Origin of the sequence: Nannocystis pusilla (genome assembly GCF_020073745.1) — a bacterium.
GTDB lineage: Bacteria > Myxococcota_A > Polyangia > Nannocystales > Nannocystaceae > Nannocystis > Nannocystis radixulma.
Map to the genome: position 1 here is coordinate 21,445 of NZ_JAIRAU010000032.1, position 23,383 is coordinate 44,827.

The 23,383-nt window shown below is 72.6% G+C and carries 12 protein-coding genes; 7 read left to right on the forward strand and 5 right to left on the reverse strand.

The window, feature by feature from the left end:
* Positions 1-86: 86 nt before the first annotated feature.
* Positions 87-911: a hypothetical protein gene (locus K7C98_RS25160; protein WP_224194303.1), complete on the forward strand. Its 825-nt coding sequence runs from the start codon at positions 87-89 to the stop codon at positions 909-911.
* Here the strand turns inward: K7C98_RS25160 and K7C98_RS25165 are convergent.
* Positions 901-1,728 carry an arylamine N-acetyltransferase gene (locus tag K7C98_RS25165; protein ID WP_224194304.1) on the reverse strand — a complete coding sequence of 276 codons (828 nt, stop codon included), beginning with the start codon at positions 1,726-1,728 and terminating at the stop codon, positions 901-903. The two genes, K7C98_RS25160 and K7C98_RS25165, sit on opposite strands and share 11 nt — an antisense overlap.
* Positions 1,729-1,842: 114 nt before the next feature.
* On the opposite strand from K7C98_RS25165, the gene K7C98_RS25170 reads away from it, so the two are divergent.
* The gene (locus K7C98_RS25170) at positions 1,843-3,456 is read left to right on the forward strand and encodes an aldehyde dehydrogenase family protein (RefSeq protein WP_224194305.1); all 1,614 of its coding nucleotides are present in this window, start codon (positions 1,843-1,845) and stop codon (positions 3,454-3,456) included.
* A 156-nt stretch (positions 3,457-3,612) separates the two neighbouring features.
* Positions 3,613-5,304 (forward strand): sodium-dependent transporter, encoded by a 1,692-nt coding sequence (locus tag K7C98_RS25175; RefSeq protein ID WP_224194306.1) that lies wholly within the window; start codon positions 3,613-3,615, stop codon positions 5,302-5,304.
* A gap of 144 nt (positions 5,305-5,448) precedes the next feature.
* On the opposite strand, the gene K7C98_RS25180 is transcribed toward K7C98_RS25175, so the two are convergent.
* On the reverse strand, positions 5,449-6,231 hold the full coding sequence (locus tag K7C98_RS25180) for a hypothetical protein (protein ID WP_224194307.1): 783 nt from the start codon (positions 6,229-6,231) through the stop codon (positions 5,449-5,451).
* Positions 6,232-6,484: 253 nt separating this feature from the next.
* Positions 6,485-8,038: a histidine ammonia-lyase gene (gene hutH / locus K7C98_RS25185; protein WP_224194308.1), complete on the reverse strand. Its 1,554-nt coding sequence runs from the start codon at positions 8,036-8,038 to the stop codon at positions 6,485-6,487.
* 260 nt (positions 8,039-8,298) lie between these two features.
* Here hutH and K7C98_RS25190 point away from each other — a divergent pair, with 260 nt between their 5' ends.
* Complete coding sequence (locus K7C98_RS25190; RefSeq protein ID WP_224194309.1) at positions 8,299-10,449, forward strand: serine/threonine-protein kinase; 2,151 nt, start codon at positions 8,299-8,301, stop codon at positions 10,447-10,449.
* Between the two features lie 184 nt (positions 10,450-10,633).
* Positions 10,634-12,274 carry a serine/threonine protein kinase gene (locus tag K7C98_RS25195; RefSeq protein WP_224194310.1) on the forward strand — a complete coding sequence of 547 codons (1,641 nt, stop codon included), beginning with the start codon at positions 10,634-10,636 and terminating at the stop codon, positions 12,272-12,274.
* 103 nt (positions 12,275-12,377) lie between these two features.
* Here the strand turns inward: K7C98_RS25195 and K7C98_RS25200 are convergent, their stop codons facing one another.
* On the reverse strand, positions 12,378-15,440 hold the full coding sequence (locus K7C98_RS25200; protein WP_224194311.1) for an NAD(P)-binding protein: 3,063 nt from the start codon (positions 15,438-15,440) through the stop codon (positions 12,378-12,380).
* 415 nt (positions 15,441-15,855) lie between these two features.
* On the opposite strand from K7C98_RS25200, the gene K7C98_RS25205 reads away from it, so the two are divergent.
* Together K7C98_RS25205 and K7C98_RS25210 are read left to right on the forward strand one after the other, a co-directional pair.
* Positions 15,856-17,268, forward strand: coding sequence for a lyase (locus K7C98_RS25205; RefSeq protein ID WP_224194312.1), 1,413 nt, complete (start codon positions 15,856-15,858; stop codon positions 17,266-17,268).
* A 191-nt stretch (positions 17,269-17,459) separates the two neighbouring features.
* Entirely contained in the window at positions 17,460-18,956 is a 1,497-nt protein-coding gene (locus K7C98_RS25210) for a lyase (protein ID WP_224194313.1), read from the forward strand.
* Positions 18,957-19,016: 60 nt separating this feature from the next.
* On the opposite strand, the gene K7C98_RS25215 is transcribed toward K7C98_RS25210, so the two are convergent.
* Positions 19,017-23,267 (reverse strand): protein kinase domain-containing protein, encoded by a 4,251-nt coding sequence (locus K7C98_RS25215; protein ID WP_224194369.1) that lies wholly within the window; start codon positions 23,265-23,267, stop codon positions 19,017-19,019.
* Positions 23,268-23,383 lie beyond the last annotated feature (116 nt).

The window sequence follows — 23,383 nt, forward strand, 5'->3', positions numbered from 1 at the left end:
CGGCGAAGCGGCCCCAAAGCGGCTGCGCGGCCACGAGCGCGTGATACGCTGGGTCCGTGATCAGGTTCGGCGCGTCGCAGTTTGTCGTGCTTCTCACACTCGCGGGGTGCGTCGTCGGGGAGAAGGAGAGCGAGGGCGGCAGCGAGGCCGGCAGCGACTCCGACGCAGCGCCCGCCACGACCACGACGGGTGACTCACAGACCACCGCGGTGCCGACGACCACCGGCGACTCCGGCGAGGTCACCGGCGAGTGCAGCGTCTGGGCCCAGGACTGTCCGGCGGGCGCGAAGTGCGTGCCGTTCGACTCGACCGGGACGGGGGTGGTCGACAGCACGCGCTGCATCGAGATCGCCGAACCGGCGGGCAAGGCGGGCGACCCGTGCACGGCCGAGGGCGGGATCGTCGGCATCGACGACTGCGACGCGGACCTCCTGTGCTGGCTGCTCGACCCCGACGGCCACGGCACCTGCCTGCCGCTGTGTCAGGGCACCCCGGCGGCGCCGACGTGCGGCGGCGGGCTGGTGTGCGACGTGAGCAACGGCGGCCTCTTGCCGCTGTGCCTGACGACCTGCAACCCGCTGGCGTCGAGCTGTCCCTCGGGACAGACCTGCATCCCGAGCATGGCCGAGGTGTTCGTGTGCGACGGCGACGTGAGCGGCGACGCCGGCGCCTACGGCGACGAGTGCGAGTTCCTCAACGTGTGCGACCCGGGCCTGCTGTGCACGACGGCGACGAACGTGCCGGGCTGCGCCGCGGTGGGCTGCTGCACCGAGTTCTGCGACCTGTCGCTGGCGCAGTCGATGCCGGAGATGTGCTCCGGGGCGCCCGACCAGGAGTGCCTGCCGTTCTACGACCCCGGGGCGGCGCCGCCCGGGCTCGAGGAGGTCGGCCTGTGCGGGATCAAGATGTAGCGGCGGCGAAGACGTCGACGCCGCGGGCCTGCAGCGCCTCGACGGCCTCGCGCACCGGCATCCGCGGCAGCTGCAGCGCCTCGTGCACGATCGCCTCGAGCTCGTCGACGTCGCGGATCGGCGTGACGGTGGTGATGTTGTGGTGGGTGGTGACGAGGCGGTTGTTGTCGATCTCGAGCACCCGGCTGGCGAAGAAGCGGGTGATCCGCAGGCGCCGCATGAAGTGGGCGTCGGGCGCGTGCGAGCGCTCGATGGCGGGGGCGAACACGTCGGGGGCGACGGCCGGCGGCTTGGCGACGTAGTTGTGGGCGCGCACACCCTTGCGGAGGGTGACGACCTCGACGGCCTCGCGGTGCGAGGCGTGGCGGTCGAGGGTGTAGGCGACGTCGCCGTGCGGGAGCTGCAGCGGCAGCTCGTCGAGCACGATCGGGTGGTAGAACGGCGCGCCGTAGCCGACGTCGACGAGGTGCAGCTGGTCGTCGAAGCGCACGCGGCAGACGGCGTGGGCCCGCGGGACGCCGCCGGCGTCGGCGGCGAGCAGCTCGACGTCGTAGTCGAGGAACTGCAGCAGCGCGGCGAAGTGCGTGGCGAGGGCGAAGCAGGTGCCGCCGAGGTCCTGGTCACCGATCCCGCGCAAGAACTCCTCCAGCGGGGGCACGGCCGTGGCCGCGGCGTCGGCCGGGCGCAGCAGCTTCGACACGTTCTCGAACGGGACCTTGATGAGGTGGCTGCTGACGAGCTCGTGGAGCCCGGGGTCTCCGACCCACCCGAGGAGCCCGAGGTAGCGGCGGAACAGGTCGTCACGGCTGGTCGTCATGGCGGCACGTGGCATGGTAGCAGTATCCGCGGCCCGCGGGCGCGCCGCGTCCGCTGGAGCCTTTGCTAAACTCACCCCCCTCGCGGGCCGCCGCCCGGGCCCAAGGCATCCGTCATGAGCGCCGACCAGACCACCGCCACGACCACCGCCACGACCACCGATCGGCCCTCCGGGGCCCAACCCCCGGCCTCGCCGCGCCGGCTGCTCGAGAAGCTGAGCCCCGTCAGCGGCGCCCGGCTCGGCGAGTTTCCGGTCGCCGGCGAAGACGAGGTCCGCGCCGCGGTGGCCCGCGCCCGGGCGGCCTTCCCCGGTTGGCGCGACACGCCGCTCGCCGTCCGCGCCGAGGCCCTGGGCCGCGTCAAGCAGGTCCTCGCCGAACAAGGCGAGCACTACGCCCGCAAGATCAGCGAGGACACCGGCAAGCCGACCTTCGAGGCGACGATGACCGAGATCGGCGCGGTCCCGGTGCTGCTCGAATACATCCTGCGCCGCGCGCCGGTGCTGCTGCGCCGGCGCAAGGTGTCGACGCCGATCATCCTGCCGGGCAAGTCGGGCTTCATCGAATACTTCCCGCGCGGGGTCATCGGCATCATCTCGCCGTGGAACTTCCCGTTCCAGCTGGCGGTGGTGCCGGTGCTGTCGGCGCTGATCGGCGGCAACACGGTGGTGCTCAAGCAGTCGGAGATCACCCCGATCGTGGCCGGGGTGGTCGAAGACCTGTTCCGCCGGATCGGGCTGCCGCCGGGGGTCGTCGAGATCGTGCACGGCGACGGCTCGACGGGGGCGGCGCTGACGCGGGCCGACGTCGACATGCTGTTCTTCACCGGCTCGGTGGCGACGGGCCGCAAGGTGATGGCCGCGGCGGCGCAGCGCCCGATCCCGGTCGAGCTCGAGCTCGGCGGCAAGGACGCGATGATCGTGTGCGCCGACGCCAACCTCGAGCGCGCGGCCGAGGCCGCGGTGTGGGGCGGGCTGGTCAACTGCGGCCAGGCCTGCGTGTCGGTCGAGCGGATCTTCGTGGTCGACGTGATCCACGACCGCTTCGTCGAGAAGGTGCGCGAGAAGGTGGCGCAGGTGACCGTCGGCGGGCCCGACGAGCAGGCCGACATGGGGCCGCTGACGTCGAGCGCGCAGCTGGGGATCGTCGAGCGCCACGTGAAGTCGGCGGTGGCGGCCGGGGCGAAGGTGGTGTTCGGGGGCGAGAGGCTGCAGCGCCCGGGCCAGTTCTTCGCGCCGACGCTGCTCACCGGGATCACGCCGGAGATGGAGATCTTCCGCGAAGAGACGTTCGGGCCGGTGCTGCCGGTGGTCCGCGTGCGCGACGAGGAAGAGGCGGTGCGCCTGGCCAACGCCAGCGAGTTCGGGCTGGCGGGCAGCGTGTGGACGCAGGACGTCGCCAGGGGCCTGCGCCTGGCCTCGCGCCTCGAGTGCGGGCAGGTGTGCATCAACGACGTGATCCAGTCGGTGGGCCACCCGGCGCTGCCGTTCGGCGGGGTGCGCTCGTCGGGGATCGGCCGCTACCACGGCGACGAGGGCATCCTGGCGTTCATGAACACGCGGGGCATCATGGTCGACCGCGGCAAGCTGAACAGCGAACCGCTGTGGTACCCGTACGCCGGCAAGGTCTCGCACGGGTTCGAGCTGCTGCGCGGCATCACGACCCGCAGCGTTGGGAGCCTGGTCAAGGGCTTCCTCGGACTGCGCAAGAAGATGACGCGGCAGAAGTGATGCGCGCCGGCGGCGGGGGACCTGTCTGGCCCGACGTGCGATCCTCGCCCGCGGCGTGACGCCAGGCGGGCGGGCCGGCCGCCTGTCTTCGAGGACAGGTTTGCGGCGGGCAGGCGGGTTGAAGAAGCCCGGGCCGCCGGGGTACCTTCGCGGGCGATGGCGTCAGGTCCAGCGTCGGGGGCGAAGAAAGAGCAGTGGGGCACCCGCGTGGGGCTGGTGCTGGCGGTCGCCGGCAACGCGGTCGGCCTCGGCAACTTCCTCCGCTTCCCGGCCCAGGCGGCCCAGAACGGCGGCGGCGCGTTCCTGGTGCCGTACCTGATCTCGTTCGTGCTGATGGGCCTGCCGCTGCTGTGGGTCGAGTGGGCGATCGGCCGCCACGGCGGGCAGTACGGCCACCACAGCTCGCCGGGGATGTTCGCCCGGCTCGGCCGCTCGCGCTGGCTCAAGTACGTCGGCGTGTTCGGGCTGTTCACCAACCTCACGGTGGCGGCGTACTACTGTTACATCGAGTCGTGGACGCTGGCGTACGTGTGGCACTCGCTGCGCGGGACGTTCACGGCGGTCTCGCCGGAGACCTTCTTCCCCCAGTACCTCGGGACGGCGCAGGACGACATCGCGGCGATCCCGTGGGAGGCGGCCGGGTTCTTCCTCGCCACGCTGACGCTCAACGTGTGGCTGCTGTCGCGCGGGCTGGTCCGCGGGGTCGAGTTGGCGGCGAAGATCGGGATGCCGCTGCTGCTCGGCTTCGGCGCGGTGCTGGCGATCCGGGGGCTGTTGCTCGGGCCGGGTGACCCGGGGGTCGTCGAGAGCCCGCTGGTCGGCCTCAACTTCGTGTGGGAGCCGCAGGCCTCGGGCCTGCTCAATCCCAGCACGTGGCTGGCGGCGGCGGGCCAGATCTTCTTCACGCTGTCGGTCGGGATGGGCTCGATCCACTGCTACGCGGCCTACCTGCGCGAGAGGGACGACATCGCCCTCAACGCGACCACGGCCGGGACGGTCAACGAGTTCGTCGAGGTCATCCTCGGCGGATCGGTCCTGATCCCGATCGCCACGGCCTACCTCGGGCTGGCGGCGGTGCAGGCGGCCACGGCCGGCGGATCGGGCTTCGGCCTCGGGTTTTTGACCCTGCCGACGCTGTTCAACCAGTGGGGCTGGTTCGGGCCGGTGGCCGGGGCGATGTGGTTCGGGCTGCTGTTCTTCGCCGGCATCACGTCGTCGCTGGCGATGGGCCAGCCGGTGCTGGCGTTCCTGCAGGACGAGTTCAAGGTGCGCCGCGAGTGGGCGGCGCTGGGCTTCGGCCTGGCGACGCTGCTGCTCGGCGCGCTGGTGGTGATCCTCTACCCGGGCGGCAGCTTCGCCGAGTTCGACTTCTGGACCGGGACGTTCTCGCTGATCGTGTTCGCGCTGGCCGAGGTGCTAATCTTCGGCTGGATCTTCGGCATCGACCGCGGCTGGGCCGAGCTCAACAGGGGCGCCGACCTGCGCCTGCCGGGCCCCTACAAGTACGTCATTAAGTACGTGACGCCGCTGTTCATCCTGGTCGTGCTGGTCGGCGCGATGGTCAACCCGAGCGTGTCGTGGGGCGAGGCGGTGTCGCAGCTGCTCAGCACCGGGAGCTGGCCGTTCGCGGCCGAGAGCGTGCTCGGCAAGGTGCTCCACGTCGGCGAGACCGGCGGCTATTTCGACGCGGCCGGCAAGGTCACGCCGATGTTCGTGAAGGACCTGACGCGGGTGGTCCTGCTGACGGTGTTCTCATTGATCGCCGTGCTGGTGTGGAAGGCGTTCCGCGGCCGCAACATCGAGGCCGGCACGCAGCACCCGGACCGGAGCGAGGGAGGTGCGCCGTGACGACGAGCGCGTGGATCATGTTGAGTTGCACGTGGCTGCTGGTCGGCGGGCTGGCGATCTACCTCGTCGGCAAGGTGCTGCGCACGCCGCCGCGCGAGTGAGCTGTCCGTACGGGCATGTGATGCGGCGGCCCGGGCCGGCCGCTCACGGGCCGAACACGGTGCAGAAGAACGGGCCGGACGCCGGCAGCAGGCTGGCGGCGCACAGCTTGGCCCACTCGTCGGGGCCGAGGGTGCCGGCGAACAGGCCGGCGCAGTGCTCGCCGTTCTCGCTGCACGGGAAGCCGCCCGGCTCGCAGGTCAGCATGCCGAAGATCTGCTGGTAGGCGTCCTTGAGGAGGTCGTCGGCGGGGCACATGTAGACGCCGTCGCAGAAGGCGCCCTGCACGACCGGGGGCTCGGCGATGCCGGCGGCGTCGAAGCGGTCGGGGTTGCAGCGGTCGGCGGCGGCGCAGCCGGTCGCGCACGCGACGGCCGTGGGGAAGAAATTGTCGCAGTCGGGGGCGCAGTCGCAGCCGGACCGCATGGTGCACTCGACGCCGTCGAAGGCCCAGCCGAGCGGGGTGGCACACACGCCGTAGTCGCCGAGGGCGGGCAGGCACTGCGGGTCGACGCCGGTGTCGTCGGTGGTCGAGGTGCCGGGGCCGGTGCTCGTGGTGGTGGTCGTCGAGGTGGCCGGGTCGATGGTCGCGGTCGAGGGGGTGTTCGAGGTGGAGGTCGAGGTCGTCGGCGCGGTGCTCGTGCCGGCGCTGTCGCTCGCGCTGCCGGACGTCGTGGTGAGCGAGCCGCCGGTGGCGGTGGTCGTCGCGCCGGTGCCGTTCGTCGTCGTCCCGGTGGTGGTGCCGCTGCCGGTGGTCGCGCTGGTGCCCGGAGCGTCGGGGTTGCAGGCCAGCAGGACGGCGAGGGCGGCGAAGCCGAGCGAGCGCATGGCGACGAGGGTAGGGCGCGCCCCTCCGGGTCGCAAGCGCGAGCCGCGGGCGCGCGGGCGCTCCAGGTCTGGAGACAGTGAGGGTCCGGACCCAGACGCGGTGTCCGAGCGAGCTCCGGGGCTGGCGAGTGATGTGTTCGAAAGGACAGGTATGGGCGAGCTGTCCGCGAAGACATGTGACTCGGCCGCGATGTCCGAGGCGGAGCGGGCCGCGCGAGTGATGTGGTCGAAAGGACAGGTGTGGAGCGGTCTGTCAGCCGCGATCGAGCGGCGAGGCGATGCCGGCGGCCAGGCGCAGCTCGCCGCGGACGATCGCGGCGGACAGGGCCTCGGTGTCGCCGCCGGGGCTGCGGTCGCCGGTCCAGGCGGGGACGTGGGCGCGGATGGCCGCGTGCACCCGCTGCAGCGGGGCGCTGGTCGGTTGCTGGCGCAGGTCGAGGCCGCGGGCGGCGGCGATCGCCTCGATGGCGAGCACGCGCGCGAGGTTGTCGACCACGCTGCGCAGCTTGCGGGCGGCGATCGGGCCCATGCTGACGTGGTCCTCCTTGCCGGCGGAGGTCGGGATGGTGTCGACGGAGGCGGGGAAGCTGAGCGCCTTGCACTCGCTGGCGAGCGCCGAGGCGGTGACGTGAGCCATCATCAGGCCGCTCTCGACACCTGGTCTTTCGGCCAGGAAGGCCGGGAGGCCGCGCGAGGTGGCGGGGTTCATCAGGCGATCGGTGCGGCGCTCGCTGATGGTGGCGAGGGTGGTGAGCGCGGCGGTCATGTGATCGAGCGGGAGGGCGACGGTGCCGGCGTGGAAGTTGCCGCCGCTGAGGACGTCGAAGCCGCCGCCCTCGTGGGCGAGCACCAGCGGGTTGTCGGTGAAGCTGTTGAGCTCGACCTGGACGGCGCCGGCGACGTAGGCGAAGGCGTCGCGCGCGGCCCCGTGGACCTGGGGCATGCAGCGCAGGGCGTAGGCGTCCTGGACCTCGCCGCAGTCGCGGTGCGAGGCGCCGAGCGGCGAGTCGGCCAGGAGGGCGCGGGCGATCGCGGCGCTCTCGCGCTGGCCGACGTGCGGCTTGCCGGCGTGGATCCGCGGGTCGGTGGCGGTGACGGTGCCGAGCAGGGCGTCGAGGCTGAGGCTGCAGATGATGTCGGCGGCGGCCAGCAGCTCGGCGGCGTCGCACAGCGCGAGCGCGCCGACGGCCGTGGTGACCTGGGTGCCGTTGATCAGGCTCAGGCCCTCCTTGGGGCCGAGGCGCAGCGGCGTGAGACCGGCGCGCGCGAGGGCCTCGGCGCCGGGGACGATCTGTCCTTCGGACCAGGCCGCACCCTCGCCGATGGCGACCAGCGCGAGGTGGGCGAGCGGGGCCAGATCGCCGCTGGCACCGACGCTGCCCTGGCACGGGACGACCGGCAGGACGTCGCGGGCGAGCATCTGCAGCAGGAACTCGGGGACCTCGGGCGAGACGCCGCTGGCCCCGAGCGCGAGGGTGTGGGCGCGCAGGAGCAGGAGCGCGCGGACGACGTCGCCGGCGAACGCGGGGCCGACCCCGGCCGCGTGGCTGCGGAGGAGGTTCTGTTGCAAGATCCCGAGCTCGTCGGGGGCGATCTTCGCGTCGCTGAGGGCGCCGAAGCCGGTGTTGACGCCGTAGATGATCGCGCCGGCGGCCAGGGCCCGCTCGAGGTGATCCCGCGTCCGCCTCAATTCGTCCCGCGCCTCGCGGGCGAGCGAAACGGCGGCGCCGCGGCGGGCAACGGCGTCCACGTCGCGCAGAGCAATCGTGTGGCCGATCACGACGGAAACAGGGCTCCCGGAGGTCATGGCGAGGGAGCCTACCCCCGACGGCCCCGAACCGCGTCGACGGGCGCCAGGGAGGTGCCGCACGGAACGGACGTGCACGCCCCGGCGCGAGAAAGCGTTCACGCGCCGGGCCACGAGCGTTCACCGGGCTCGGGCGGACTGCTCGGGAGGTCGCGGCGGGGGCGCTGGTGCTGCGGCTCGTCTGCGTTGACCGCGCCGCGCCGCCCGCTTAGGCTGGGCCGGACATGAAGCGCTGCCCGGTCTGCGGCACGGAGTATCCCGTGTCTCAAGGCTTTTGCCCGATGGACGGCAACCCGCTGGCCGACGAGTCGAGCGGGCGTACGGCGCAGGACTGGAGGCCGCCCGCGCGCCCGCCCGAGAGCGCGCCGGTCGAGGCCGCGGTGGCCGAGTCGCGCTCGCCGGCGCGCACCGTGCTCGCGTTGCGCCCGCCCGTTGGGCCAGGTCCTCAGGGGCAGGTCCAAAAGGCCAGCAACGGCAGCGCCGGCGTGGCCGGGCTGATCCAGGCGGCGCCGGCGGTCGCGGTGGCGGCCGACAAGGACACGGGCGGGGCGTTCTTCCCGGCGGGCGGGCTGTCGCGGCCGAAGAGCGAGGCGGTCCGCGCGGCGCCGCCGGAGGAGGCGCTGGTCGGCCGCGTGCTCGATCAGCGCTACCGCATCGAGGAGCCGATCGGGTTCGGCGGCATGGGCGTGGTCTACAAGGCGCGCCACGTGATCATCGACAAGCCGCTGGCGATCAAGCTGCTGCGCCAGGAGCACGCGAGCCAGGCCGACATCATCAAGCGCTTCTTGCTCGAGGCGCAGGTGGCCTCGCGGGTCAAGCACCCGAACATCGTCGACATCAGCGACTACGGCCAGATCCCGGGCGGCACCGCGTACTACGCGATGGAGTACCTGACCGGCGAGACGCTGGCCGCGCGCATCGATCGCGGCGGTCGCCTCGAGCCGCAGCTGGCGCTCGAGATCGCGGTGCAGATCCTCCACGGCCTGCAGGCGGCGCACGCCGGCAAGATCATCCACCGCGATCTCAAGAGCGAGAACATCTTCCTGTGCGACGGGCCCGAGGGCGGGGTGCAGATCAAGATCCTCGACTTCGGCATCGCCCGCGTGCGCGACAAGAAGACCCGCCTCACCGCCAACGGCGCGCTGATCGGCACGCCGGCGTACATGTCCCCGGAGCAGGCGCAGGGCCAGGACGCCGACGAGCGCTCCGACCTCTACGCGTTCGGCGTGATCCTGTTCGAGATGCTGGCCGGGCGCGTGCCGTTCAAGCTGCCGACGGTGGCGATGGTGTTGTCGGCGCAGATCTTCGACACGCCGCCGGGGCTGCGTGAGGTCGAGCCGGGGGCGCCCGACGTGCCGAACATCGAGCGGTTCATCCGCCTGCTGCTGGCGAAGAACCGCGACGAGCGGCCGCAGACCGCGGCCGAGGCGATCAGCCTGCTCAAGGCCGCGGCCGAGCTCGACGCGAGCCTCAATGGTTCGTCACGCGGGCGGCGGCCGACGGTCACGCTCGGCTCGTGGGGCGTGGCCGAGGGCAACGCGCCGACGTCGGCGCGCGGCGAGACGCCGGTGCCGCCGGCGTCCGCGGAGACCGGGGAGGAGGGCGGCGACGCGGCGACGACCCGCGCGGTGTCGCCGTCGGGGCGGATCGAGCGGCGACCCAGCGTGATCGTCCAGCACGGCACGCACGTCGAGCGGATCGCCGCGCCGCCGACCCGCGCGCAGACCGGCGAGATGCTGGTGCGTCCGCCGATCACCGGCGTGGTGCCCGGACCGCGGCCCGCGAGCAGCGGTCCGCCGACGCTGCTGATCGTCGCGGCCGCGGCGAGCATCGGCGCGGCGCTGACGGTCACGCTGTACAAGCAGTACTACCGCAAGCCGACCCCGGCCCCGGCGCCCGCGACGGCGCCCGCGGTCGTGCAGCAGCCGCCGACGCGCGTCAACTTGACCTTCGAGTCCGATCCTCCGGGCGCCAAGGTGCTGCGCGACGGGGTCGAGGAGCTCGGGGTGACGCCGTTCGTGTTCGCGGTCGATCCCCAGGGGCCGCTGCGGCGATACGTGTTTCGCTTGGCCGATCACCAGGACACGGCCACCGAGGTCGCGCCGGGCAAGTCGCACGAGAAAGTGCGCGTCGTCATGCGTCCCCTGCCGCCCCCAGCGCCGCCCCCGGCGCCGCCGGTCGAGCCGGGCCCCGCGGCCGTGCCTCCGACACCCACGCCGAACCCGACGTCGCCGCCGGCGGATGCAAAAGTGGGGTCGAAGCCCCCACGAGGGAATGCCAAGGTGCCAGCGCCGTCCAAGACTCCCGCGCCGGACTCCACCCCGGCGCCACAACCGGAGCAAAAGCCGGCGCCGGAGTCGGACGAGAGCGACATCGGTGAGCTGAAGAATCCGTTCCCCAAGAAGGATTGAGGCGAGCGTGAGGTCCAAAACGGATCACTGCGGAGAACGTGAGGTCCGGGGGCGTGCGGCCCAGTACCCGGACCCGGTCGTAAGGTGGTAACACGCGGGCAGCCGGAGCATGGCGGACGTGTCAAAACAGGCGGCGACGATGATCTACGGCCGGGGCAACTCGGAGGCTGCCCCTTCGGACAGCATGCCAACCTCTGCGTCGGCGATGTCCGCCGACCCGCCGCTCGATCCGCTGCTGCCCGTGATCCCGCCCGCGCCCGACCTCACCGGCACGCTGCTGCTCGATCGCTACTGCCTGCTGCGCAAGCTCGGCGTCGGCGGCATGGGCACGGTGTACGAGGCCGAGCACGTCACGATCAAGAAGCGCTGCGCGATCAAGATCCTGAACCCCGAGTTCGCGCACCGCAGCGAGCTGGTCGAGCGCTTCCTGCAGGAGGCCCGCGCGGCCTCGATGATCGGCCACGAGAACGTCGTCGAGATCACCGACTTCGGCGCGACGCCGACCGGCTCGGTGTTCTTCGTGATGGAGATGCTGGTCGGCGAGGATCTGTCCGAGACGATCAAGCGCTCGGCGCCGCTGCCGTGGTCGCGGGCCGCGACGATCACGATGCAGATCTGCCGCGCGCTGCAGTCGGCGCACGAGAAGGGCATCATTCACCGCGACATGAAGCCGGAGAACTGCTTCCGCATCGAGCGGAGCGGCAACCCGGACTTCATCAAGGTGCTCGACTTCGGCATCGCCAAGCTGACCGGCGAGGACGGCAGCTCGGGGCGCCTCACCAGCACGGGGATGATCTTCGGCACGCCGACGTACATGTCGCCGGAGCAGGCCCAGGGCATGCGCGTCGATCACCGCGCCGACGTGTACGCCGTCGGCGTGATCCTCTACGAGCTCGTCACCGGGAAGGTGCCCTTCACGGCCGACAACTTCATGGGGATCCTGACCAAGCACATGTTCGAGGATCCGCCCTCGCCCAGCGAGGCCGCGCCCGAGACGGTGATCCTCCCCGAGGTCGAGGCGCTGATCCTCAAGGCGATGCAGAAGGACCGCGGCCTGCGGTTCCAGAGCATGCGCGAGCTGATGGACGCGATCCAGGACGTCGGCACCGACGCCGCGCCGGTGATCGTGGTGCCCGAGCGGCGCAGCCGACCGAACACCGGGCCGACGCAGTTCCGCCCGCGCACCGCCCCGATCAACCTGCCGACGGTCGAGACGGTGGCGCCGCGGCGGGGCGGGGTGTTCGGCGTGGCCCTGGCGATCGCGGCGATCCTCGGCGGCGCCGCGGTCGCGCTCTACGGCCTCGGCGGCGATCCCGATCAACCTGTCGCGAAGGACACGCCCACGCCGACGCAGGCGGTGGTGGTCGCGGCCCCGCCCGAGGCGCCGCCGACCAAGGCGATCGAGGCGCCGACCAAGGTCGAGCCTCCGGCCGAGGTCGACCCGCCCGCGCCGGCGCCCGTGCGCGTGGTCCTGACCACCAACACGCCCGCCGAGGTGTTCGACGCCGCCGGGACGCAGCGGCTCGGCATGAGCGGCGACGTCGGTGTGGCGCTCACCGGCGCCGGCCCGCACAAGCTGCTGCTGCGCGCGGCCCAGCACGAGGACCTGGCGATCGAGGTCAAGGACCCGACCGAGGGCCAGCGGCTCGAGTTCACGCTCAAGCCGAAGGCCAAGAAGAGCGGCGTCGCCAAGGTGACGAAGCCGCCCAAGGACCCAGGCGACGGCAAGAAGCCGCCGGCCGAGACGGCGACCCCGCCGGCCGAGAACCCGGGCAGCGGGACGAAGTTCGGGCTCAAGGACCCGTTCAAGAAGATCGGCGGCTGACCGCGGCGACCGCCGCCCGGTCGAGAGGACATGCCCGTGAGGACATGCCCTCGTCGACAGGTCTGAAGGGGCATGCGCTTCCGGACATGCCCTCGGGGCCATGTCACGCGGCCCACACCACGTCGGCGGCGCCGATCGTGAAGTCGAGCTCGGTGTAGAAGGTCGCCAGCGCGGGCACGCGGGCGCGCTCGGGGTCGTCGCCCTCGCCGTGGAGGCCGAGCTCGGACAGCAGGCCGGAGCGGCGCAAGATCCGGAGCTGGAGCGCGCCGGGCAGCTGCGAGGCGACCCGCGGGGCGCCGGCGCGGGTGCACGGGGCCTCGACGATCGCCTGGTAGCAGGCGCGGTCGCAGGCGGCCGCGTCGCGGTACTGCTTGAGGAACACCATCTTGAGTCCGCCTGTCCGAAGGGTCAGGGTGAGGGCGCGCAGCAGGCGGAGCTGGCCGGCGAGGTCGAGGCCGCGGCTGGCCAGCCAGGCGGGGTCGAAGCCGGAGCGGAGGGCGTCGGCGAGCGAGCGGACCCGGCTGCGGGCGCTGCCGTCGAGGCTCGCGTCGATGAGCCGCTCCTCGCGCCAGGTGTCGCCGCGGCCGCGCGCGGGCGGCAGCCAGGCGTCGACGCGCAGCTCGACGGCGCCGTCGGGGGCGGCCGGGAACGCGAGCCTCGCCTGTCCTTTGGGGAAGCCGAGGACCTCGCGCCCGCCGAGCAGCGCGGCGCCGAGGTCGACCCACAGATACGGCATGTAGACGGCGACGCCGACGGGCACGAGGCGACCGGCCCGGCGCTCGCACACCGCCACCGGGACGAGGAAGCCGAAGTCGCGCTCGGGCACCACGCCGGGCGCGTCGACGGCCGACAGGGCGTGGTTGTGCTGGGCGTAGAACACCACCGAGGGGCCGAGCGGGAGGTAGCAGCGCGCGGGGTTGAGGCCGAGGTGGCGCTCGCACAGGGCGGCCAGACGCCCGGGCTCGGCGCGCAGGACCGCGGCGTACATGGCGGTGGCGCGGGCCTCGTAGGGCGGCGAGGTCGACTCGTTGAGCGCGCGCTGGATGTAGCGCGGCCGCTCGCGCGCCGGCGGGGGCAGGGCGGGGCGCCGGGTCGCCAGCCAGTCGTCGTGCAGCGCGATCGCCTCGCCGCTGATCACCTGCGCGGCGCGGATGCCCGACATCGTCGCGCCCTCGACGCAGCCGAGGTTCATCGGGTTCATGGTCCAGTCGCCGCACAGGACCAGGTTGTCGTAGCCGGAGGCGCCGGGGTCGAGGCGGTGCACGGTGCTGCCGCGGATCGATCGCACGTAGCGATCCGACGGGTTGAGGCACGGGCTGAAGTGCTGCCAGTCGAGCGGGTCGGCGCCGACGTCGGTGGTGACGAGCAGGCGGTGGTCGAGGCCGCCGCCGGGCTTCTGCGCGGCCGGCCACAGGTGCGCGCTGCTGTCCCGCAGGTGCTGCTCGGTGAGCCGGCGGATCCGGGCGGTCTGGCGCGCGCAGTAGCCTTGGGCCTCCTCGCGGCCGACCGGCGGCTCCTGGTCGTCGTCCATGGCGGCGGTGAGGTAGGCGCAGCTGCCCGCAGGGACATGTCCCGGAAAGCTCTCGCGCGGCAGCAGGTGGCTCATGTCGGCCCAGGTGTCGAGCGGCATGGCGTGGGGGATCATCACCGGCGGCGGCAACTGCCAGCCGGTCGAGGCCAGATCGCCGCGGAACCACAGCTGCGCCGAGGCGGTGTGGGTGGTCTTGACGGCGCGCACCATGGCGGCGAAGCGCGGGTTGCCGGGGTCGGCGATCATCTCGGCGCACAGGGCCGGGACGGCGCCGAGGCCGATGCCGAGCAGGACGCGGTCGAAGTCGCGGCCGGCTCGCAGGACCAGCGGCTCGCGCGCGTCGGGCCAGGGCGTGCCCCAGTCCTCGAGGTTCTCGCCGCTGGCGGCCAGGCGGTCGCCGTGCTCGAGCTGGTCGTGGAGCGGCTCGCTCGGCCAGCACGGCAGGCCCTTCACGTCGTAGAGCGGCTCGTACTCGCGGTCGCCCTTGACGGCGACCTGGCGCCCGAACACGACCTCCTCGACGCGGCGGCGATCGGTCGAGAGCCGCAGCGCATCGGCGCGGTGGAAGAAGCGGAAACGGACGCCGCGGGCGCGCAGCACCAGGTACAGCGGCGCGAACACGACGTCGCCCATGCCGGCCTGCATCTTGTAGAAGAGCGCGCCGCGGTAGGTGTAGAGCATGCGCAGCGTCCAGTGCAGCGCCGTGCCGGCGCCGATCTCCTGATCGGCCATGTAGGCGCCGGCGTAGACGCCCGCGACCGTGGAGGCGCGGATCGCCTCGTCGCTGGCGCCGTGGCGACGCAGCCAGGCGCGGAAGTCCTGGTGATCGAGGCGGAGCCAGTCGACGGCTGTCTCTTCGACCAGGCGGTCGGCGATCATGCCGCGGATCATCGCCAGGGTGACGTCGACGGCGGTCCAGGCGACGCGGAGGTCGGGCCGACGCTCGAGCAGCGGCGCGCACAGGCGCCAGGTCCAGCGCGAGAAGGCCAGCAGGCGGCCGAGCAGCGCGTCGCGCCGCACCACCACCAGGCCGTCGCCGGGGCGCTGCAAGAACTCGCCGAGGTCGCCGAGCAGACCGGCCACGCCGCGCCGCAGCAGCCGCAGCGCGGCCCGATCGCCGCGCGTCACGGCGGGGTTCTTCAGCAGCGGCTGCTCGTCGAACAGGTCGAGCAGGAAGGTCAGCATCTTCGGGATCAGCTGCGCCGGCGTCGGCGTGGTCGTCCCCGCGCCGGGGCGCTCGTCGTTGCGCGGGAACAGCAGCGGCTGGTGGTGCCACTGCCCGCCGCGCTGCTCCTCGAACACGACGAGGGAGTGGGGATGAAACGCGTCCTCGAGGGTCCGCAGCGGCGCGCCCGCGGGCCGGGCGAGCTCGTCGTAGCAGCGGCGCAGGACCGAGAAGGCGTTGTCGTAGAAGCCATAGAAGAGGTGGAGGCCGTGCTCCTCGATGCGATCGAAGCGCCTCTGATTGCGGCCGCTGGCGCCCTTGCCGCCGAGCCGGTGGCCCATCTGATAGACGGTGATGTCGTAGCGCTCGCGCCAGTCCGGCCGCGACGTCAATTCGAAGGCGGTGGTGAGCGCGGCCATACCGCCGCCGACGATCACGATCCGCTCGGGTTTGCCAAGTCGTAAGTTCATCGCTCGAGACAGCGGCGCGCCTCGCCTCGCAGATCATCGCCGTCGCACGCGAGGAAAGTCCGCTGCTCAGCGCGTCGTACTCACCCGATGCGGAGGTTTCACTGGCACGATCGAAATTTCTCGCTGCGAGCCGCGATCCGCACCCCGTGCGGGCGCATACGCGCGTCAAGCTCCACATTGAGGGGGTAAGACCTCGTCATTTCGGCACGCAGATGGGAGTAATCCAGTGAATTTTTGTAGGGGACATCCACTTAATTCTGGGTTCACGCCGGGATGACCCTGGTAGTTTGAGGGCATGCGTGATGTCCGTGTTGTGACCTGTCTTTCGGGTCTGGTCGTCTCTCTCTCTGCGGCCGCGTGCGGCGACGACGGCGGGACCTCTGCCTCCGCTTCGGTGACACAAGGGACGGTGTCGATGACGATGCCGACGTCGACCGATCCGACGGGGACGGCGACGACGCCGACGACGACCGACGGCGGCACGGCGACCGACACCGCGTCGGGCACCATGGGCGACACGCAGGGGCAGACGACGACGGGCACGCCGACGACGGGCACGCCGACGTCGACCGGGCCGACCACCGACGACACGAGCACCGGCACCGGCGTCACCGGCACGACCACCACGACGGGCACCACCGATCCGATCGACACCTCGACGAGCACCAGCGGGAACACGACCGATCCGTTCCCGTGCATGCCGGGCGACTCGGGCGGGATGGGCGACGTCGAGAAGAGCTTCCTCTGGGTCGCCAACTCCGACGAGGGCACGATCTCGAAGGTCGACACGCAGGGGGTCGTGGAGCTGGCGCGCTACCGCAGCGGCCCGAACGGCGCCAACTACCTCGACAACCCGTCGCGCACGGCGGTCAGCGTCGACGGCCGCTTCGTGGTCGTCAACAACCGCCAGTCGGGCTGGGTGACGATGATCGCGGCCAACACCGAGGACTGCGTCGACAAGAACGGCAACGGCATGATCGACACGTCGCAGAGCCCGGGCAACATCCTGCCGTGGGGCAGCGACGAGTGCATCCGCTGGTCGACGCAGCTGCCGATCCAGGCCGGCAACATCGGCGCCGGGCCGCGCGGGGTGACGTGGACGCCGGGCACGTGGGACACGAACCTGTGTCAGTTCGTCGACCCGAAGGTGTGGCTCGGCTACCTGCCGGCGCAGTTCTCGACGGCGCACATGGCCCGCCTCGACGGCGAGACGGGCGTGATCGAGGAGACGGTGTCGATCCCGAACTGGATCCACGGCTGGGCCGACTACGGGCCGTACGGCGCGGCGCTCGACAAGGACCTCAACGTGTGGTTCACCGGCCTGCGCGGCGAGCTGTTCCGCATCAACACGCAGATGGGCAACACGCTCGACCGCTGGCTGCCGCCCGGCGGCGACCAGCTCTACGGCATGACGGTCGACCCCGACGGCGACCCGTGGTTCGGCAACTGCAGCGGCCCGGTGTCGACGTTCAACCCGATGACGAACCAGTTCACGAGCATCGCCGGGACCAACGCGTGCCACCGCGGGCTGGCGGCCGACAGGGAGGGCGCGGTGTGGGTCGCCAGCAACGGGCCGTGCGGGGTGGCGCAGATCGACCACGTGACGAACACGCTGATCCAGTTCCACACGCTCAACCCGTGCAACACGCCGGTCGGCGTCAGTGTCGACGACGAGGGCTACGTGTGGGTGGTCGACGAGTACCAGGGCGCGTGGAAGATCGACCCGCTGAACCCGAACATGAAGCAGTTCCTGCCGATCGCCAACGACCACTACACGTACAGCGACATGACCGGCGGGCAGCTCAAGAGCGTCGTCCTGCCGATGTGAGGCGGACGCCCGCACCGGGCCGCGCTGGAGCGCTCGCCGACGCGCCGGCGCGACGCCCGGCCGGCCTGCCGGCCTTGCAGACGGTCCCCTCGGGGGAAGCCTGGTTTTGGGCGTCGGCGCCCGCTGCTTTGCCGGGTGAATCCACCTGATTTTTTGTCGAGTTGACGGGTGGATCCGCTACCTTGGTGGGCATGCGAGCCTATCGGTTGTTCCCCTGTCTCTTGGGACTGGTCGTCGCCGGCTGCGGTGACGACAACACCTCCTCCGCCAGCGACACGGCGCAGGCCACCTCGGTGACGACGCCGACGTCGACGACCGACACGCCGACGACGACGCCGACGACCAGCGCCAGCGCCACCGACACCGACTCGGGGACCGCGGGCGAGACCCAGGGACAGACCAACACCACGTCGACGCCGACGACGTCGACGACGACGACGGACCCGAGCTCGACCACCGATCCCGGCACCGCCACGGCGGTCGATCCGAGCACGTCGACGACGACGACCACGTCGGGCACGACGAGCACGACGTCGACCACCGGCGACCCGCCCAACTGCATGCCCGGCGACACCCAGGGCATGGGCGACATCGAGAAGAGCTTCCTGTGGGTCGCCAACACCGATCAGGGCAGCATCTCGAAGGTCGACACGCAGGGCGTCGTCGAGCTGGCGCGCTACCGCAGCGGCCCGAGCGGCGGGACCGAGAGCCCGTCGCGCACGGCGGTCAGCGTCGACGGCCGCTTCGTCGTCGTCAACAACCGCGGCACCGGGCGGGTGACGATGATCGCGGCCAACGTCGACGACTGCAAGGACAAGAACAACAACGGGATGATCGAGACGTCGCAGACGAAGGACGACCTCCTCGCCTGGGACGCCGACGAGTGCGTGCTGTGGTCGAGCGTCCTGCCGTTCAACGGCCAGATCGGCGGCGGCCCGCGCGGCGTGACCTGGACGCCCGGGACGTGGGACATGAACCTCTGTCAGTTCGTCGACCCGAAGGTGTGGGTCGGCTACTTGCCGGTGCAGGGCGGGACGGCGCACATGGTCCGCTTCGACGGCATGACCGGCGTGGCCGAGGAGACCGTCACGATCCCCAACTGGTTCATCGGCGACACCTCGTGGGGCCCGTACGGCGCCGCGCTCGACAAGAACCTCGACGTGTGGTTCACCGGCCTGCGCGGCGAGCTGTTCCGCCTCAACACCGCGCAGAACCCGGTGACGGTCGACCGCTGGGCCCCGCCGTTCAACCTGCAGTTCTACGGCATGACCGTCGACCCCGACGGCGACCCGTGGTTCGGCGGCAACTGCGGCCCGGTGTCGACGTTCGACCCGGTGACGCAGCAGTTCATCTCGGTCCCGGGCACCGAGGCCGGCTGCTACCGCGGGATCGGGGCCGACAAGGACGGCCACGTGTGGGCCGCCGACAACGGCACGTGCGGGGTCGTCCAGATCGATCACGTGACGAACACGATGATCCAGTTCCACACCCTCAACCCGTGCTCGACGCCGGTGGGCGTCAGCGTCGACGACGAGGGCTTCGTGTGGATCGTCGACGAGTGGCAGGGCGCGTGGAAGATCGACCCGCTCAACCCGGTGAACAAGCAGTTCCTGCCGATCGCCAACGAGCACTACACGTACAGCGACATGACCGGCGGACAGCTCAAGAGCGTGGTCATCCCGATGTGAGGCGCACGCGCGGCGGCCGGCGGGTGACATGTCCGAAGGGACATGTCACCTCGCCCGCGCTCACGCCTCGCCGAGGATCTCGCGCACCTTGGCCTGGGCGAGGTAGCCGCGGCGCAGCTCCTCGTCGCGCAGGCCCTCGAGGCGGGCGCGCACGGCCGCGGCGGCGTCGGCCAGCAGGGCGGCCGACTCGGCCGGGCGCACGTCGGCCAGCAGGTGGCCGAGGTGGTGGATCGACAGCACGCCGTCGATCGGCGCCGCGCCGGCGCGGACCAGCGCGACCGCCTCCTCCTCGAGCGAGCGCGCGGCCGCGAGGTCACCTGCTCGTTCGGACAGGCGCGAAAGGACATGTAGCGCGCGACAGGTGGCGGTGCGCAGGCCGAGGCCGCGGGCCCGGGCGAGCACGGCCTCGGCCAGCGCGCGGGCCTCGTCGAGGTCGGGCGGGTTGCCGTCGAGCAGGGCGCGGGCCAGGCGGGCGCGGGCGCGCAGCTCGGTGCGGGCGTCGCCGCGGGCCGCGGCCATGTCGGCGGCGTCGAGCAGGAGGGCGCGCGCGGCCTTGACGTCGCCGTGCTCGGCCGAGACCTCGCCGAGGTTGACGACGACCTCGACGAGCAGGCCCGGGTGACCGATCGCCTCGTGCAGCTCGAGCGCCTTGCGGAGGTAGCGCTCGGCGCGGCGGTAGAGGCCGATCGCGGTGTAGACGATGCCGAGGTTGGCCAGCTTGGTGCCGGTGGCGGCGCGGTCGCCGAGGTCGCGGTCGACCTGCAGCGCGGCGCGGAAGTAGTCGACCGCCTCCTGGTAGCGGGTGCCGCGGCCGGCGACCTCGCCGAGGCTGTTGAGCGCCTCGCCCTCGAGCCGCAAGAGGCCTGTCTTTTGGGCCAGGTGGAGCGTGGCCTCGAAGTTGACGACGGCCTCGGCGAGCCGGCCCTGGGCCAGCTGGGCCCGGCCGAGCGCGGCGTGCAGGCGGCAGCGCTGGGGCGCGGCCTCGGGCGGGCAGTGGGCCAGGCCGGCGGCCGCGAGCCGTTCGGCCTCCTCGGGCCGGTCGCGCGCGAGCATCAGCGCCGAGCCGAGCTCGCCGACGGCGGCGCGGTGCGGATCGGCGTCGGGCAGCGCCTCGGTCTGCCGGGCCAGGCGCGGGAACAGTTGCTCGGCGCGCTGGATCCGCCCGCAGTCGAGGTAGAAGCGGAGCAGGCGGCCGAGCGCGAGCACCTCGCGCTCGGTGTCGCCGAGCGCGAGCCGCAGGATCGCCCGCAGATCGGCGCCCTGAGCCCGCCGGCGGCCCCACGCGGCCAGGATCGTCTCGCGCTCGCGCAGCGCGTCCCAGGCCCGCGGGTCGCTGTCGACGCGCATCGATCGCAGCGCCAGCGACAGGTAGTAGTAGGCCTCGACGTTGCCGGCGACGTCGCGGGCGAACCGGGCGGCGCGCAGGGCCGGCTCGATCGCGGCCTCGGGGCGGCGCGCCTGGGCCCAGTGGTCGGCGATGGGGCCGTCGTCGCGGCCGGGCTGGTAGTCGGCGCGGGCGCTCTTCAGCTCGGCGGCGCGCGCGTGCAGGCTCTCGCATGTCCCCGGGGCCAGGTTGGTGCGGGCCACCTCGTGCAGGCTGAGCGTGGCGAACCGCGCGGCCGGCGGGGCGCCGGCGGGCAGGGGCGGGCGCTCGAGCACGCCGGCGTCGACCAGCGCCGCCAGCGGCGCGGTCAAATCGGCGAGCGGGCGCTCCATCAGGGCCGCGAGCTCACCTGTCCGAAAGGTCAGCCCGAGCACGGCCGCGCCGTCGACCAGGGCGCGCGCCTCGGGGTCGAGCGCGTCGAGGCGGGCCAGCAGCGCGTCCTCGACGCTCGGCGGGACCTCGATGCGAGCGCCGCGCTGGTGGACCCGCCACAGCCTGCCGTCCTCGCCGGGGCCGACCACGCCGCGGCGCAGCAGGTCGGCCAGGGTCTCCTCGATGAACAGCGGGTTACCGCCGGTGCGCGCGACGATCGCCGCCGCCAGCTCCTCGGCCTCGGCCGGGTCGTCGAAGCGGCGCACCACCAGCTCGCGGCGGGCGTGCTCGTCGAGCTCGCGCAGCTCGATGGCGTGGACCCGCGGCAGCGCCCGCAGCTCGTCGGCGCGCGGGCCGGGCCGGGCGGTGGTGATGCCCATCAGCGGCAGGCTGTGCGGCTCGCGCAGCCACTCGTGCAGCAGGCTGACGCTGTGGGCGTCGACGTAGTGGAGGTCCTCGACGACCACCAGCACCGGGCGGCGCTGGGCCAGAGCGCGGATCAGGCGGCGGATCGGCCGCCACAGCCGCTCGCGGCGCGACTGCGGATCGGTGACCGCTTCGCTGACCGATCGAGCATGTGCTTCGGTACCTGTCCCCGGGGACACGCCGAGCGCGCGCGCCAGGGTCTGCGCCAGCTGGCCGGCGCCGACCACCCGCTCGCCGACCAGGCGCGACTCGATGTCGGCCGCGCTCGTCTCCGGGCCGATGTCGAGGAACTGGCGCAGCATCTCGTGGAACACCCCGAGCGGGACGTTGCGCCGGCGCCACTGGCCGCGCGCGCGCAGGACCACGCAGCCGCCGCGGGGCAGGGCCGAGAGGAAGCGGTCGAGCAGGGCGCGCTTGCCGATCCCGGGCCCACCGCACACCAGCACGGCGCGGGCGACCCGGGTGCGGATCGCCTCGGCGAAGCTGTCGCGCAGCAGCTTGAGCTCGAGCTCGCGGCCGTACAGCGGCTGGCGCCCGCCGGCGGTGACGAGCCGCGGCGCGACCACCGGCCCGATCAGCGGCACCGCGTGGGCCAGCGCGCTGGCCCACGGCGGCAGCACGCCGCCGGTCAGCTCGACCGCGCGCCGCGGCCGGGCCGCCTCGACCGCGCGCGGCGGCCCGAATTGCCAGCCCGAGGCCAGCCGCGCCGCCAGGTCGCCGGCGACCAGCACGGGCCCGTCGAGCACGCCGTCGGCCATGGCTTGCAGGTGGCGCCGCAGGTCGTGTCCGACCTCGACGGTCGGCATGCCCTCGGGGACATGTCGGATCGGCAAGGGCGCTGCGGCCAGGACGACGCCGATCTGGTGGCCCGGCGCGGCCTCGCTGGCCGCCTCGCGCAGGGCCAGCGCGGCCCGCAGCGCCGCCTCGTCGACGTCGCCGGCGTCGAGCACCGCGCCGAACACCATCATGAGCCCGCGCGAGCCGAGCTCGCACACCTGGGCGTCGCGCTTGTAGGCGATGTCGCGGGCCAGAGCGTGGAAGCGGGCCGGCTCGGCCGGGACCTCGACGCCCGGCGCGGGCGCCAGCGCGGCCTTCAGCAGCACGACCCGGCGCACCTCCGGCCGCGGCGGCGCGTGCAGCTGCGACTGCGAGCCCTCGATCTCGCGCGTGACGTCGGACTCGCCCGAGGCGCGGGCGAACAGCGGGTCGGGCACGCGCGCGGCGACGAAGGCCGACAGCACCTCGTCGTCGACGACCGGATCGGCGCGGTGGAGGAACGCCGAGAGCGCGCCCTGCAGCGCGCGCGCGCTGTCCCAGCGCTCGTTCGGCTCGCGCGCGAGGGCGCGGTCGACCACCGCGGCCAGCTCCTCCGGCACCTGCGGGGCGACCCGACGCAGCGGAGGCAGCGGGCGCGTGCGGACCTGCTCGAGCGCGGCCATGCGGTCGCTGTCGCGGAACACCAGCTCGCCGATCAGGAGCTCGTAGAGCACCACGCCGAGCGAGTAGATGTCGGAACGGGCGTCGAGCGGCCAGCCGTGGGCCTGCTCGGGCGACATGTACGCGATCTTGCCCTGGATCGTGCTGTCCTCGTCGCCGTGCCCGCGCGCCCGCGCGGCCGTGCGGGCGATGCCGAAGTCGAGGATCTTCACCGTGCCCGCGAGGCTGAGCATGATGTTGTGCGGGCTGATGTCGCGGTGGACGATCGCCAGCGGGCGGCCGAAGTCGTCGCGCTTGGCGTGCGCGTAGGCCAGGCCGGCCGCGACCTGATGGGCGATGTACGCGGCGATGACGATCGGCACGCGCTCGCCTCGCTGGCCGACCAGCCGCACCAGGCGCATGAGGTCGACGCCCTCGACCAATTCCATCGCCAGGTAGAAGGCGCCGCCGACGCGGCCGAAGTCGAAGACCTGGACGATGTTGGCGTGGTTGAGGCCGAGGGCCACCTCGGCCTCGGCGACGAACATCCGCATGAACTCGGGCTGGTCGGCGACGTCGCTGCGGATCTTCTTGATGACGACGCGCTTCTTCAGGCCCTCGGCGACGCCGACCTCGGCGAGGAAGACGTCGGCCATGCCGCCCTCGCCGATCCGCTGGATCAGCGTGTAACGACCGAAGATCTGCGGCGTCATGGGCACGAGCGCGCGCAGTGTAGCAGTCCGCCACTTTCCCCCGGCGCGCCGGGCCCGTGAGACTTGCGGGCGCAGGCGGGTTCGCGCGCCGGATCACGGCCGCGCATGGAGGACTG